The organism is Streptomyces sp. NPDC047315, from assembly GCF_040643215.1.
Classification (GTDB): domain Bacteria; phylum Actinomycetota; class Actinomycetes; order Streptomycetales; family Streptomycetaceae; genus Streptomyces.
In genome coordinates this window covers 85,844-98,929 of sequence record NZ_JBEYTZ010000012.1, presented here as the reverse complement: position 1 = coordinate 98,929, position 13,086 = coordinate 85,844, and the positions used below count along the sequence as shown (strand labels likewise).

Annotated in this window: 10 protein-coding genes; 4 read left to right on the top strand and 6 right to left on the bottom strand. The window is 72.6% G+C overall.

The annotated features are described in order from the left end of the window. Positions 1-18 precede the first annotated feature (18 nt). Positions 19-2,085 carry a SpoIIE family protein phosphatase gene (locus ABZ842_RS16245; RefSeq protein ID WP_361537320.1) on the bottom strand — a complete coding sequence of 689 codons (2,067 nt, stop codon included), beginning with the start codon at positions 2,083-2,085 and terminating at the stop codon, positions 19-21. 112 nt (positions 2,086-2,197) lie between these two features. Then, on the bottom strand, positions 2,198-3,301 hold the full coding sequence (locus ABZ842_RS16240; RefSeq protein WP_361537319.1) for a DUF6777 domain-containing protein: 1,104 nt from the start codon (positions 3,299-3,301) through the stop codon (positions 2,198-2,200). Between the two features lie 284 nt (positions 3,302-3,585). Between ABZ842_RS16240 and ABZ842_RS16235 the strand changes: the two genes are divergently transcribed. Continuing rightward, complete coding sequence (locus ABZ842_RS16235; protein WP_361537500.1) at positions 3,586-4,134, top strand: DUF1990 domain-containing protein; 549 nt, start codon at positions 3,586-3,588, stop codon at positions 4,132-4,134. Further along, positions 4,118-5,527: a lipase maturation factor family protein gene (locus ABZ842_RS16230; protein WP_361537318.1), complete on the top strand. Its 1,410-nt coding sequence runs from the start codon at positions 4,118-4,120 to the stop codon at positions 5,525-5,527. Before ABZ842_RS16235 ends, ABZ842_RS16230 begins: the two co-directional genes overlap by 17 nt. A 45-nt stretch (positions 5,528-5,572) precedes the next feature. On the opposite strand, the gene ABZ842_RS16225 is transcribed toward ABZ842_RS16230, so the two are convergent. The 3 genes from ABZ842_RS16225 to ABZ842_RS16215 form a co-directional block, all read right to left on the bottom strand. Continuing rightward, entirely contained in the window at positions 5,573-5,746 is a 174-nt protein-coding gene (locus ABZ842_RS16225) for a hypothetical protein (RefSeq protein ID WP_361537317.1), read from the bottom strand. Between the two features lie 270 nt (positions 5,747-6,016). Continuing rightward, a complete protein-coding gene (locus tag ABZ842_RS16220; RefSeq protein WP_361537316.1) occupies positions 6,017-7,480 on the bottom strand; it encodes an SDR family NAD(P)-dependent oxidoreductase in 1,464 nt (487 codons plus the stop codon). A gap of 198 nt (positions 7,481-7,678) precedes the next feature. Further along, positions 7,679-8,374, bottom strand: a complete 696-nt coding sequence (locus tag ABZ842_RS16215) for an IucA/IucC family C-terminal-domain containing protein (protein ID WP_361537315.1) — start codon at positions 8,372-8,374, stop codon at positions 7,679-7,681. Positions 8,375-8,606: 232 nt separating this feature from the next. Between ABZ842_RS16215 and ABZ842_RS16210 the strand changes: the two genes are divergently transcribed. Beyond that, positions 8,607-9,959 carry a DMT family transporter gene (locus ABZ842_RS16210; protein ID WP_361537314.1) on the top strand — a complete coding sequence of 451 codons (1,353 nt, stop codon included), beginning with the start codon at positions 8,607-8,609 and terminating at the stop codon, positions 9,957-9,959. Here ABZ842_RS16210 and ABZ842_RS16205 read toward each other — a convergent pair. After that, positions 9,861-11,258, bottom strand: a complete 1,398-nt coding sequence (locus ABZ842_RS16205) for a transglycosylase family protein (protein ID WP_361537313.1) — start codon at positions 11,256-11,258, stop codon at positions 9,861-9,863. The genes ABZ842_RS16210 and ABZ842_RS16205 overlap by 99 nt on opposite strands. A gap of 375 nt (positions 11,259-11,633) precedes the next feature. On the opposite strand from ABZ842_RS16205, the gene gndA reads away from it, so the two are divergent. Further along, the gene (gndA, locus tag ABZ842_RS16200; protein ID WP_361537312.1) at positions 11,634-13,076 is read left to right on the top strand and encodes an NADP-dependent phosphogluconate dehydrogenase; all 1,443 of its coding nucleotides are present in this window, start codon (positions 11,634-11,636) and stop codon (positions 13,074-13,076) included. Positions 13,077-13,086 lie beyond the last annotated feature (10 nt).

Below are 13,086 nucleotides of genomic sequence, written 5' to 3'. Positions count from 1 at the left end.
GGGCGGGCTCGGGGCGCGTCAGCGGTCCGGTACGGCGAACTCGCACCACACGCTCTTGCCACTGCCGCGCGAATCCACGCCCCAGGCGTCCGTCAGCCGGTCCACCAGCAGCAGGCCCCGCCCCGAGACCCCGGACTCCCCGGCGTCCCTGCGCCGCGGGAGCGCGCTGGAGAGGTCCTCCACCTCCACTCGCAGCCGGCGCTGCGACCCGGACAGGACCCGTACGGTGACGCTGGCGCCGCCGTCGGTGTGCATCAGGGCGTTGGTGGTCAGCTCGTCGGCGACCAGCTCGATGTCGTCGGCGCGCGCCCCGCCGCCCCACGCCTCGACCGCCGAGCGCACCATCCGGCGGGCCGAGCGCAGCGCCGCCGGGTCGTTCTGGGCGACGTACTGCTGGAGCCGGCCGCCGGAGCGCGGGGTCAGCGCGCCGCGCCGGCGCAGCAGCAGGAGCGCGACGTCGTCGTCACCGCCGCGTTCGTCGACGACCTCGCACAGGTGGTCGGCGAGCTCATGTATGTCGCGGGGGCCGTTGCGCACCAGGGCCGTCAGCTGCTGCATGCCGTCGTCGAGGTCGGCGCCCGGCAGTTCCACCAGGCCGTCGGTGTACAGCAGCAGGCTCTGCCCCGGGTCCAGCTCCACGGTGCTGACGGGGTACTCCAGGCGGCCGAACTCCGCCGACAGGCCGAGCGGCATCCCGCCGTCGACCGGGATGCGGCGGCAGCTGCCGTCGGTGTCCCGCAGCAGCGGGTCCACGTGTCCGGCGCGGACGACCTGGACCACTCCGCTGGACAGGTCGGCCTCCGCGTACAGGCAGGTGGCGAAGCGGTCGGTGTCCAGTTCGTGGAGGAAGGCCGACGCGCGGGCCATCACGGTCGCGGGCGAGTGGCCCTCGGCGGCGTAGGCGCGCAGCACGATCCGCAGCTGTCCCATCACCGCCGCCGCGTCCGTGTCGTGGCCCTGTACGTCCCCGATGACGGCGCCGACGCGTCCGCCGGGCAGCGGGATGACGTCGTACCAGTCGCCGCCGATGTCCCGGCCCATGCGCGCCGACCGGTAGCGGACGGCGATCTGCGCGCCGGGCACGTCCGGGATCCGGCGTGGCAGCATCGCCTGCTGGAGCCCTTCGGCGAGGTCGTGCTCCTGGTCGTAGAGCACGGCCCGCTGCACGCTCTGGGCGATGGTGCTGCCGAGCGCGATCAGCACGTTGCGCTCGGCCGAGGTGAAGCCGTTGCGGTCGTTGTAGAGCAGGCCGAAGGCGCCGATCGGCCGGCCCTGGGCGATCAGCGGCAGATAGGCGGCGGCCTCGATGCCCAGGCCCTCGATGTGCGGCCACAGGATCGGGTACGAGCCGGCGAAGTCCCGCGGCCCCTCGATGAAGCGGGGCGCCAGCGTCCGGATCACCTCGCTCATGGGGTACTGCTCGTCCACCCTGGTGAAGCGGGTGCCCGGCACGAAGGCGTCCTGGGGCCCCTCGGCGACCAGGTGGATCCGCCCGCCGGGCTCCAGCAGGCCCATGACCAGGCTGGTCGCTCCGAAGATCTCCAGGCCGTGGACGTCCTTGAGGACGTCGATGACGTCCTGGACGGTGCGGGCGTGGGCGAGCGCCGCCGTGGTGGCCTCGACGACGCTGGTCTGCCAGCGCCGCTCGCCGTCGGCGGCGACGCGCGCGGTGGCGTCCGCGAGTTCGACCGTGGCGTCCCGGACGATGCCGATGACGCGCACCGGGCGGCCTTCGGCGTCGCGGCGCACGTAGCCCTGGGAGTGGGTCCAACGGAGGCCGCCGTCGCGGCGGCGGATGCGGAAGTACGCGCCGTAGTTCTCGCTGCCGTCCTTCAGAGCCGCGGTCACCAGCGCGTCGAGCCGGGCCGCGTCCTCGGACGGCATCCGGCGCATCAGGGTGGCGCGCCGTCCGTCGTACTCCTCCAGCGGCAGGTCGAGCACGTCGTGGGCCGGCACGTCGAGGTGCATCAGACCGCTCGCCAGGTCCCAGTCGAAGCTGCCCATGCGATTCAGGGTGAGGCTCGTGTCGGGGCCCGCCGGCCAGTCGTCGGGTAGCGTCGGCGCCCCCGCTGCCCGATCAACCATGCGGCCACTCTGCCATCATTTGTCGGATTCTTCGACTGGTTGCGGCAGCGCAGGGGGAAAGCGCTTGGGCTCGTCGGGCCGCCGCGCCTGGCCTGTGTGCACCTACGAGCGCCTACGTGCCCGCTGTGCCCTCGGCGTCGAGGAGGTCCAGGTCGAAGGGGTCGAGGGAGTCCAGCGGGTCCATGGCGTCCGCGGAGTCGCCCGAGCCGACGGAGTCGGGGGCGTCGAAGGGGTCGAGCGGGTCCACCGCGTCGCCGAGGGCGTCCTCGGTCTCCGCCCCGGTCGCGTCCGGGGCCGGCGGCACCAGCGCCCCGCCCGGCTCCGACTCGTCGGCCGCCGGCTCCGGGTTCGGCTCCGACGGGTACGCGTAGATGTCGTCGGGTGCCACGGGAGGCACCACGTCGGGGCGGCGGTCGTCCTCGCCGTCCGTGCCGGTGCGCCGGTCGATCCAGGTGTCCTGCGAGACGTCGACGATCACCAGGCTGTCCAGGTCCTGGGTGGTGGGCTTGACGACCACGACCCGGTCCAGCCGGTAGCCGTGCCACGGCGTGCCCTTTTGGATCACCCCGCCCTTGACCGCCACCGGCCGGGCGAGCGGGGTGCCGGAGGCACAGCGCACCCGTGGCGCGCCGCGCTGGTCCACCAACACGGCGGTGCCCGCCTGGAGCACCGTCTGCCGGGCGGCCGTCGCCCTGCCGTCCCGGAAGCCGCGGCTGGTGACGCGGGTGTCGGCGCGCAGTACGACGGGGGTGAGGTCGCGCAGGAAGCGGGGGAGGTCCTGCTGCGAGATGTCGGCGCCGTCCGCGAAGGCGCTCGCCTTCTTCCCGTCCGCCCGCAGCAGCGTGATCTGCTGCTGCACGTCGCAACTGCCGACCGCTTCCGTACCGCCGTACAGGCCCGGGGTGGCGCCGGACAGCACGCGCAGGGTCTGGCCGCGGGTGGGCTTGTCGCTACCGACGGCCGCCGGCACGACGGGCTCGGGCACCGGGGTGGCCAGCGCCCGCGCCGTCGTCGCCGTGTACGGATCGGGCCCCTGTTCCGTCGCGGGCTGGAGGAAGACCTCCTCGTCCCGGTCCGCGGCCTGCGTGCCGTCCCCGCCGCAGCCGGCCATCAGGAGACCGAGGGAGCCGACGGCAAGAAGCGCGGCGGCCGACGACCGCCGGCGCCGGTCGGTCGGGGGGCGACGGGCGGTCCACCGACGACGAATGGGGCCCACGAACATCTCCCGCCTCTTCGCGCTCTGCACGCTCTGCCCGTTCGGTCGCTCGCCCGGCTGTGGCTCCACCCGGCTGCGACCTGCTCCCCACGGTGTGCCGGACACCGCACCACCCGCGACTTGAACGCGTTCAAGTCGGCGCATAGGCTCGGCCGTCAGGGGGAGGACGTCGATCGGTCCCGGGGGTGGAAGTGGTGTTGTCCGTGCTGGTCAGCCTGGCCGCACAGCTGCGCGGCCGGGTGTCGCGCGGCCGTTCGCGCACACCGTCCGTCAGGCCCGCGCCCATTCGGCGCACGCTGACGTACCCACAGACCGGGGCCACCCGGCTCGGGCCGCTGCCCGACGGCTATCACCATCTGCACCACACCACCCGCATCGGTCGGGGCCGGGCTGCCTACGAGCGCGCCGCCGACGCCGTCATGACCTGGCGGATGCACCGGCGCTCCGGCGTACGGCTGCGGACCCCGGCCCCCCGCGCGGCGCCGGGCGCACGGGTCGCGGTCTCGGTCGGCCTCGGACCGGTCCGGCTCACCGCGCCCTGCGAGATCGTGTGGACCGTGCAGGACCGCCGACGCACCGGCTTCGGATACGGCACGCTCACCGGCCACCCCGAGTGCGGCGAGGAGTCCTTCGTCGTCGACATCCGGGACGACGGGTCGGTGTGGTTCACCGTGCTGGCCTTCAGCCGCCCGGCCCGCTGGTACACCCGGCTCGCCGGCCCCCTGGTGCCGCCGTTCCAACGTGCGTACGCCCGTCGGCTCGGTCGTACGGTGCGGCGGCTGACGACGGCGGGCGCGGCGTTCGATACTGGACTCGATGGAGTGGTTCGGTGACGACGCCTACTGGCTGAGCCGGCTGGTCTTCCAGCGGGCCCTGGCCACCGTCTACGTGGTCGCCTTCCTGACCGCCGCCCTGCAGTTCCGGGCGCTGATCGGGGAGAAGGGCATGCTCCCCGTCCCCGCCCATCTGCGCCGGGTCCCCTTCCGGCGCGCGCCGAGCGTCTTCCACCTGCACTACTCGGACGGGTTCTTCGCCGGCTGCGCCTGGGCGGGTGCGGCGGGGGCGGCGGCCCTGGTGGCGGGCGCGGCGGACCGGCTGCCGCTCGCGGTGGCCATGCTCTGGTGGGCGGCGCTGTGGGTGCTGTACCTGTCGATCGTCAACGTGGGACAGACCTGGTACGGCTTCGGCTGGGAGTCCCTCCTCCTGGAGACGGGGTTCCTCGCGGTCTTCCTCGGCAACGACCGCACCGCTCCCCCGGTCCTCGTGCTCGTCCTGCTGCGCTGGGTGCTGTTCCGGGTGGAGTTCGGGGCCGGGCTGATCAAGCTGCGCGGCGACCGTTGTTGGCGCGATCTGACCTGTCTGTACTACCACCACGAGACCCAGCCGATGCCGAATCCGCTGAGTTGGTTCTTCCACCGGCTGCCGCGTCCGCTGCACCGGGTGGAGGTCGCCGCCAACCACGTGGCCCAACTCGTGGTGCCGTTCGGACTCTTCGCTCCGCAGCCGATCGCCACCGTCGCGGCCGTACTGATCGTCTGTACCCAGCTGTGGCTGGTGCTCTCGGGCAACTTCGCATGGCTGAACTGGCTGACGATCGTCCTCGCGCTCTCCGCCGTCGACGGCTCCCTCGTCGCAGCGCCGCCCGATCTGCCCGCGCCGCCGACGTGGTACGCCGTCCTGGTCGTCGCCGTCACCGCCCTGGTGCTGGTGCGCAGCTACCGCCCGGCCCGCAACCTGCTCTCCCGCCGCCAGCGCATGAACACCTCGTACGACCCCTACCACCTGGTCAACTCCTACGGCGCCTTCGGCACGGTGGGCCGGGTGCGCCGGGAGGTGGTGGTGGAGGGCACCGACGAGCAGGTGATCGGTCCGGGCACGGTGTGGAAGGAGTACGGGTTCAAGGGCAAGCCGACCGATCCGCGCCGGATGCCGCGCCAGTTCGCCCCGTACCACCTGCGGCTGGACTGGCTGATGTGGTTCGCCGCGCTCTCCCCCGCGTACGCCGGGTCCTGGTTCGGCCCCTTCGTCGAGCGGCTGCTCGACGGCGACCGGGACACCCTGCGGCTGCTGCGGGACAACCCCTTCCCCGACGCCCCGCCGACCTACGTGCGGGCCCGGATCTGGCGCTACCGCTACACGACGTGGCGGGAGTTGCGGACCACGGGGGCGTGGTGGCACCGGGACCAGGTGCGGGAGTTCTTCCCGCCGACCCGACTGCGGCGCTGACACGGCCGTGCCCCCTGCCGCGGGGCAGGGGGCACGGGCCGGCGCTCAGTCGATGCCGGGCAGGATGTGCGGCTCGGCGAGGTCGTCCTCGTAGCCGGCGAGCCGGATGGGGGCCGAGCGGGCCCACACCTCCAGGCTGCCGAGTTCCTTGGTGCGCGCACTCCGCTCTCGGGTCCGTTCCGGAGGGTGCTTCTCCTGCTGCTTCACATCTGGTGTCACCGCGCACTCCTCTGTGTCGCGTAACTGGGACAGGGCGATTCGGTCGCGGTGGCGCCGGCTTTCGGGCGGGACCGCGGCCTGGTTGCAGACCTGTCCCAGGACGGCCAAGGGGCTTTCGTGGATCCTCTTGGTGGCGTCCGTACGTCTCAGCGTAACCACATGAGCGCGCGTCTGCTCGATGGGGCCGGTAAACATATGATTTCAGGCCGCACGCATCCGGGCGAACGTCCACCGGCCCTCGTCCCAACCGTCACACGGTGACGGAGCTGTTCACCACTTGGCGGGCGCGTAGTCCTTCAGGAAGCAGCCGTACAGGTCCTCGCCGGCCTCGCCGCGCACGATCGGGTCGTACACCCGGGCCGCGCCGTCGATCAGGTCGAGGGGGGCGTGGAAGCCCTCTTCGGCCAACCGCATCTTGTCGAAGTGCGGGCGCTCGTCGGTGATCCACCCGGTGTCGACCGCGGTCATCAGGATGCGGTCCGCGGTGAACAGCTCCTCGGCGCTGGTGCGGGTGAGCATGTTCAGCGCGGCCTTCGCCATGTTGGTGTGCGGATGCCCGGCGCCCTTGTAGCCGCGGCTGAACACCCCTTCCATCGCGGAGACGTTCACGACGTACCGACGGCGGGCCGAGGACGCGGCCATCGCCGCCCGCAACCGGCTGATCAGGATGAACGGCGCGGTGGAGTTGCACAGCTGGACTTCCAGCAGCTCCACCGGGTCGACCTCGGAGACCGTCTGGATCCAGCTGTTGGTGTCGACGAGGTCGGGCACCAGCCCGCCCGCGTCGATCGCCGTGCCGGCCTCGATGCGGGCCGGCGTCGCGGAGCCGGAGACCAGCGCGAGGGCGGTGACGTCCGTCGCGCTCAGGCCCTGGCCCGCCGCGCTCGGCAGGGCGGCCACGGAGTCCACGGCGCCGCTGCCGAAGGCGCCGATGACCTGCGCCGATGGCAGTTCGCCGGCAGGCAGCGGGGCGGACTCGGCCGCGACCAGCTCCCGGTAGGCCCCCGGGGAGCGGCGCACGGTCTGTGCGGCGTTGTTGATCAGGATGTCCAGCGGCCCTTCGGCGGCGACCGAGTCGGCGAGCGCGACGACCTGCGCCGGGTCGCGCAGGTCGATGCCGACGACCTTCAGCCGGTGGATCCACTCGTCGCTGTCCGGCATCGCCTTGAAGCGGCGGATGGCGTCGTTGGGGAAGCGGGTGGTGATGGTGGTGTGCGCGCCGTCCCGCAGCAGCCGCAGCGCGATGTACATCCCGATCTTGGCCCGTCCGCCGGTGAGCAGGGCACGCCGGCCGGTCAGGTCGGTACGGGCGTCGCGCCGGCCGCGGTTGAAGTCGGCGCACTCGCGGCACAGCTGGTGGTAGAAGGCGTCCACCTCGACGTAACGCGTCTTGCAGACGTAACAGGACCGCGGGCGCTGCAGTATGCCCGCGAGCTCCCCGACACTGGAGGACGACGGCAGCAGCCCTTCCGTCTCGTCGTCGATCCGCTGGGCGGAACCGGTGGCGGTCGCCTCGGTCACGGACTTGTCGTGCGCGGTCTTCGCGGCCCGGCGCTCCTGACGGCGGCGCTGCTTGACCGTGCGGTAGACGCCCGCGGTGGCCCGGCGGACGGTGATCGCGTCCGGGTGGTCGACCTCCAGCGCGTCCAGCTCTTCCAGCACGCTCAGGCAGACGGCCAGCCGCTCCGGGTCGATCCCGGGTCCGAACACGGAGCTGTCCTCTGTCACCGTCATGGGCCTTGCCGTTTCTCGATCGCGGGGCGCGCTGGTCGACGCCGGCCGGTGCCGGTCGATGGGGTGGTCGCCCTGTCAGGGGTCCGCCGGGCGTGTTCGCCAGGTGGAGGTTTCAAAAGCGCAACTGTACTGAGCGGTCGGGTGCGGGCCAAATGGGGGAGGTCGCCGAGGAGGCCGTCGCGAGCGGGACCGGCGCGGTCAGCCGCGGGCCGCCGCCGTCGGCGGTGCGTCGAAGGTGCAGTCGCCGCAGAGCCCGCCGCCCGCCCGGTAGTACAGGCAGCAGCTGGTGCGCCGCATGGCGGGGCCGCGGACGGTGCCGGCGAGGTCGGGGTGGGTGAAGAGGCCGGCCGCCAACGCCCGGGCCCGCTCGACGACCTCCGGCCGGCCCCGGGCGCCCGCCCAGGTCTCCAGCTCGCGCACGGCCCCGGCGAGCGCCGAGCCGGCGTTGCCCCACAGCAGCCGGGGGGAGATCCGGGTGTCGCGGCGCAGCACCGTCGACAGCGGGACGAGGTGGTCGACCTGGACGGCGTCGCGGATCGCGGCGACGGAGGCGGGCCGACTGCGGACCTCGGTGAGCACCAGGTCGTCGGGGGACGAGCGGTCGGGGGTCCAGTACGTCCGCCCGGGGTCCAGGACGGGGACCAGGCCGTGCAGGGCGGCCGAGCCGAGGGCGGTGGACCACAGCCGGGCGGCGAGCCCGAGGTGGGCGATGGAGGCGGCGACCCGCCGCTCCCGCGCGCCGAGCCGGGTGGCCACCAGGTCGACACGCAGGGTGAGGGGGGCGCCGTCGCCCCCGTACACGGCGGCGAGCGGAGTCCCGCCGTCCGGCTCACCGGTCCGCAGCGCGAAGAAGCCGCCGACCGACGCCACCTCACGCAGCTGCTCGGGCCTCATTCCGCAGCTCACCCCCCTTGTCGTTATCAGATCCATTCACAGGTCTCATTGATCGTCAAGGCCGCTCGGAGGGTCTGGTTCCGCCTCGATCCTGCTCTTTCTCCACCCGGGCTGACCTGCGACAAAGACCTTGGTAGCACTCAAGTCCCACGGTCGTACTCCGTCGGCAGTACGACCAAGTGCCTGCTCAAGGACGACGACGGGAGCACGTTTTGGAGAGATCGTAGAGAGTATGAGTCCCCTTGCGCTGGCGCTGCTGCTCTCCTTGGTCTCCGCGGTCGCCTATGCGGCCGGGGCGATCGTGCAGGAGCAGGTCGCCGCATCCACCGCCGCCCGGCCCTACGCTCCGTTGCATCACGCCGGGTGGTGGGGGGCCGTTGCCTTGAACGGCACCGGTGCGCTGTTGCACGTCGTCGCCCTGGCGTACGGCCCGCTGAGCGTGGTGCAGCCGCTCGGCGCTCTGACGATCGTGTTCGCGCTGCCGATGGCCGCGATGTTCGTGGGGCGGCGGGCGGGGGCGACCGCGTGGCGCGGTGCGCTGCTCGCCACGATCGGCCTGGCCGGTCTGATGTCGCTCAGCGGCAGTGCGGACTCCGGATCGCTGGGGTCGGGCGAGCGCGGGGTGTTGGCGGCGGTGACCTTCGGCGTCGTCGCGCTGGTCTTCCTGGTGGCGCAGACCATCCACCGGCCGGTGCTGCGCAGCGTGCTGCTGGCGACCTGCGCGGGCGTGGCGTTCGGCATCGCCTCGGTGTTCACCAAGACGGTGGCCGTGGACTGGGACTGGTCCGCGCCGCTCGCCCAGTGGTCCAGCCTGCTGACGGTGGCGGTGCTGGCGATCGGCGGGCTGCTGCTGTCCCAGGCGTCGTACCGGGGTGCGGGGCTCGCCGCGCCGCTGGCGACCGTGACGGTGGTCAATCCGGTGGTCGCGGCGGCCGTCGGCATCACGATGTTCGGGGAGACGTTCCGCTACGGGTTCGCCGGCACTCTGCTGGCCATGGGCTTCGGCGCCATGGCGGCGGCCGGTCTGGTCCTGCTGACCGTGGAGCGGATGACGGCTGCGGGCCACGAGGCGACCGCGGCGGAGCCGGGCGCGGGCGAGGTACGGACGGAGGCAGAGGCAGGGGATGCTCAGAGCGCGGCCGTGTCGGGGGTGTCGATGCAGCCGGTGCAGCAGCGCGAGACCGCCGGGAGCGCCGACGAGGGCTCGGACGGCCCCGGCACCGCTCGGAACGTGCACCGCACGGAGCACACCGATCACACGGACCGTGCGGATGACGGGGTGAGCAGCGCGGCGCTCGTCGAAGGTCTGGCTCCGGCCGGCGCCCGTGCCGCGACCCCCGCCGCCCTTCGGATCGCGGAGCAGCGGAGGTCCGGATTTCGCGCCTGCCGCAGCGGGCGGCCGAAGAACCGCAGCTCCGTGGAGCGCCGCCCGAGCGCTGCGCCGTCTGCGGACCTCACCGCGTCCCCAACGCAGCGCTCGGAGCGCTCAGAGCGTGACGCCGCCCGACCTGAGGTAGGCCACGGGGTCGATGTCGGCCCCGTATCCCGGTCCCGTGCGGACTTCGAAGTGAAGATGGGGCCCTGAACTGTTGCCGGTGGAGCCGGAGCGGCCGATGCGCTGCCCGCTCGCCACCTGCTGGCCCGAGCGCACGGTCAGCGCCGACAGGTGCGCGTACTGGCTGTACTTGCCGTCGGTGTGCCGGATGACGACCTGGTAGCCGTACGACCCGGCCCACCCGGCGGACACGACGCGGCCGGGTGCGACGGACTTGACCGAGGTGCCGGTGGGGACGGGGAAGTCGACGCCCGTGTGGTAGCCGCTGGACCAGGCGGTGCCGGCCTTGCGGTACGGGGTGCCGGTGGAGGCGTCCACGGGAGCGCTCATGCCCGCCTTGTGGGTGGGCCGCTCGGCGGACCTGTTGGTGGACGCGGCGGGCTTGGTACGGGTCTCGGCGGCGCGCACCGGCTTCGTCGAAGGCTTCGTGTCCTTCTTCTCGACCTTCTTTTCGACCTTCTTCTCGACCGTCTCCGGCTTCGGTGCCTTCTTCTCGGTCTTCGGCGCGGCCTTCGGTGCGCTCTTCGGCTGCTCGGCCTTCTTCTCCGGGACGGCCTCGGGCTTCGGGGCCTGCTGCCCGGGCGCCGCCGCCTTCCCCCCGGTCTTCGGCGCCGCCATCTTGATGACCAGCCGCTGGCCGGGGAGGATCAGGTCCGGGTCGGATCCGACGGTGGTCCGGTTCATCTCGTACAGCCGTGGCCAGCCGCCCTGTATGTCCTTCTGCACCGCGATCCGGGAGAGCGAGTCGCCGCGGGCCACCGTGTAGCCCTCGCGCTGGGTGGGCACGGTCGTCGGCGTCGCCTTCGGCGGCGTCGACTGCTTCCGCACCTGGCTTCCCTGCGGGGAGGCCGTCCGCTGTCCGCTCCCGGACGCGTTCGCCTTGCGTTCGCCCTGCGCCTCGGTCCCCTGCGTCGACCGTCTGCCGTCGGGCGCGATGTCCGGTGCGTCTCCTCCGCGGGTCAGCCCGGCGCGCACCGAGCAGGAGGGCCAGGCCCCGGGGCCCTGTCCCTTGAGGACCCGCTCGGCTATCGCGATCTGCTGGTCCTTGCTGGCGAGGTCCGCGCGCGGCGCGTACTCCCGTCCGCCGTAGGCGTCCCAGGTGGACTGGGTGAACTGGAGCCCGCCGTAGTAGCCGTTACCGGTGTTGATCTTCCAGTTGTTCGTGGACTCGCAGCCGGCGACCTTCTCCCAGACGTCCACCGACGCCGCCTGCGCGGTGCCCGCGCCGATCAGCGGCAGCGCCATCCCCGCACCGCCGGCGGTGAGGGTGAGCGAGGCGCGGTTGATGCGGCTCGGCTGTTGCCGGCGGTGCCGACCCGTTGCGGCCATGGAGGTCTCCCCCTACGTACAGGCAGAACGACGATGAGGTGCAAAGGTGCATTGGTGTACAGGTGCATAACAGGAAGGTCACATACCAAGCGGTCAACCTAAGTGCTGCGCACGGAAGATGACAAGGGCTCAAGCCCCGCGCACGGGGCGCAGCGGGGGCGGAAGGCCCCTCGGGCACCGCTGCCGCGGTTGGACGCCATCGGGACGAAATCGCCGGGCCCGGGGAAATTTTCCCCGCCGCCCCGGGATTGATGTTCGGTGGACGCCCGGGCAGCCGACGCCTCGGACACGCGTGCGACGCGGTCTCGATGCGTACCCGCCCGTACGACGCACACCACGCAGGCCATGCAGACCACGGACACATCAGGAGCAGTGATGGACGCTACAGCCCAGATCGGTGTCACCGGACTCGCGGTGATGGGCCGCAATCTCGCCCGCAACTTCGCCCGCAACGGCCTCACGGTCGCGGTGCACAACCGCACGGCGGCCCGGACGCGGGCGCTGGTGGAGGAGTTCGGCGACGAGGGCGCCTTCGTCCCCGCCGAGTCCGCCGAGGAGTTCGTCGCCGCGCTGGAGCGTCCGCGGCGGCTGGTCATCATGGTCAAGGCGGGTGAGGCGACCGACGCGGTCATCGAGGAGTTCGCACCGCTGCTGGAGGAGGGCGACGTCATCATCGACGGCGGCAACGCCCACTTCGCCGACACCCGCCGGCGCGAGAAGGAGCTGCGCGAGCGCGGCATCCACTTCGTCGGGGTCGGGATCTCCGGCGGCGAGGAGGGGGCCCTGCACGGGCCGAGCATCATGCCGGGCGGCTCGGCCGAGTCGTACGCCTCCCTCGGGCCGCTGCTGGAGAAGATCGCCGCGAAGGCGCAAGACGGCACGCCGACCGTCGCACACATCGGCCCCGACGGCGCGGGCCACTTCGTGAAGATGGTGCACAACGGCATCGAGTACGCGGACATGCAGCTCATCGCCGAGGCGTACGACCTGCTGCGCACCGTCGCCGGCTACTCCCCCGCGAAGATCGCGGAGACCTTCCGCTCGTGGAACACCGGCCGGCTGGACTCGTATCTGATCGAGATCACGGCGGAGGTGCTGGCGCACGTGGACGCCGCGACGGGCGAGCCGTTCGTCGACGTCGTCGCCGACCGTGCCGAGCAGAAGGGCACCGGCCGCTGGACCGTGCAGATCGCGCTGGACCTCGGGGTGCCGGTCTCCGGCATCGCGGAGGCGGTGTTCGCCCGGTCGCTGTCGGGCCACCAGAAGCTGCGCGAAGCCTCGCGCGAGCTGCCGGGCCCCGTGCCGAAGGCGTTGGACGAGGCGGCGGCGGCTCGGTTCGCCGAGCAGGTGGAACAGGCCCTGTACGCGTCGAAGGTCGTCTCGTACACGCAGGGCTTCCACCAGATCCAGGCGGGCAGCGAGGCGTACGACTGGAACGTCGACCCGGGCTCCGTGGCGTCGATCTGGCGGGCCGGCTGCATCATCCGCGCGGCCTTCCTCGACCGGATCCGCGCCGCCTATGACACCCGGCCCGACCTGCCGAGCCTGCTGTCGGACGAGCAGTTCGCGCAGGAGGTCGGGCAGGCGCAGGACGACTGGCGCGAGGCGGTGGCGACGGCGGCCCGACAGGGCGTGCCGACGCCGGGCTTCGCGGCGGCGCTCGCGTACTACGACGCCCTGCGGGCGCCGCGGCTACCGGCCGCGCTCACCCAGGGCCAGCGCGACTTCTTCGGCGCGCACACCTATCGGCGCACGGACCGCGAGGGCTCGTTCCACACCCTGTGGGGCGGAGACCGCTCCGAGGTGTCCACCGACTGAACGGGCGCCT

Excerpts from the sequence above, each read along its gene's own strand:
- ABZ842_RS16220 (WP_361537316.1), bottom strand. The coding sequence starts at position 7,480 with ATGACGGTGACAGAGGACAGCTCCGTGTTCGGACCCGGGATCGACCCG.
- ABZ842_RS16230 (WP_361537318.1), top strand. The coding sequence starts at position 4,118 with ATGGAGTGGTTCGGTGACGACGCCTACTGGCTGAGCCGGCTGGTCTTC.
- ABZ842_RS16215 (WP_361537315.1), bottom strand. The coding sequence starts at position 8,374 with ATGAGGCCCGAGCAGCTGCGTGAGGTGGCGTCGGTCGGCGGCTTCTTC.
- gndA (WP_361537312.1), top strand. The coding sequence starts at position 11,634 with ATGGACGCTACAGCCCAGATCGGTGTCACCGGACTCGCGGTGATGGGC.
- ABZ842_RS16245 (WP_361537320.1), bottom strand. The coding sequence starts at position 2,085 with ATGGTTGATCGGGCAGCGGGGGCGCCGACGCTACCCGACGACTGGCCG.
- ABZ842_RS16210 (WP_361537314.1), top strand. The coding sequence starts at position 8,607 with ATGAGTCCCCTTGCGCTGGCGCTGCTGCTCTCCTTGGTCTCCGCGGTC.
- ABZ842_RS16205 (WP_361537313.1), bottom strand. The coding sequence starts at position 11,258 with ATGGCCGCAACGGGTCGGCACCGCCGGCAACAGCCGAGCCGCATCAAC.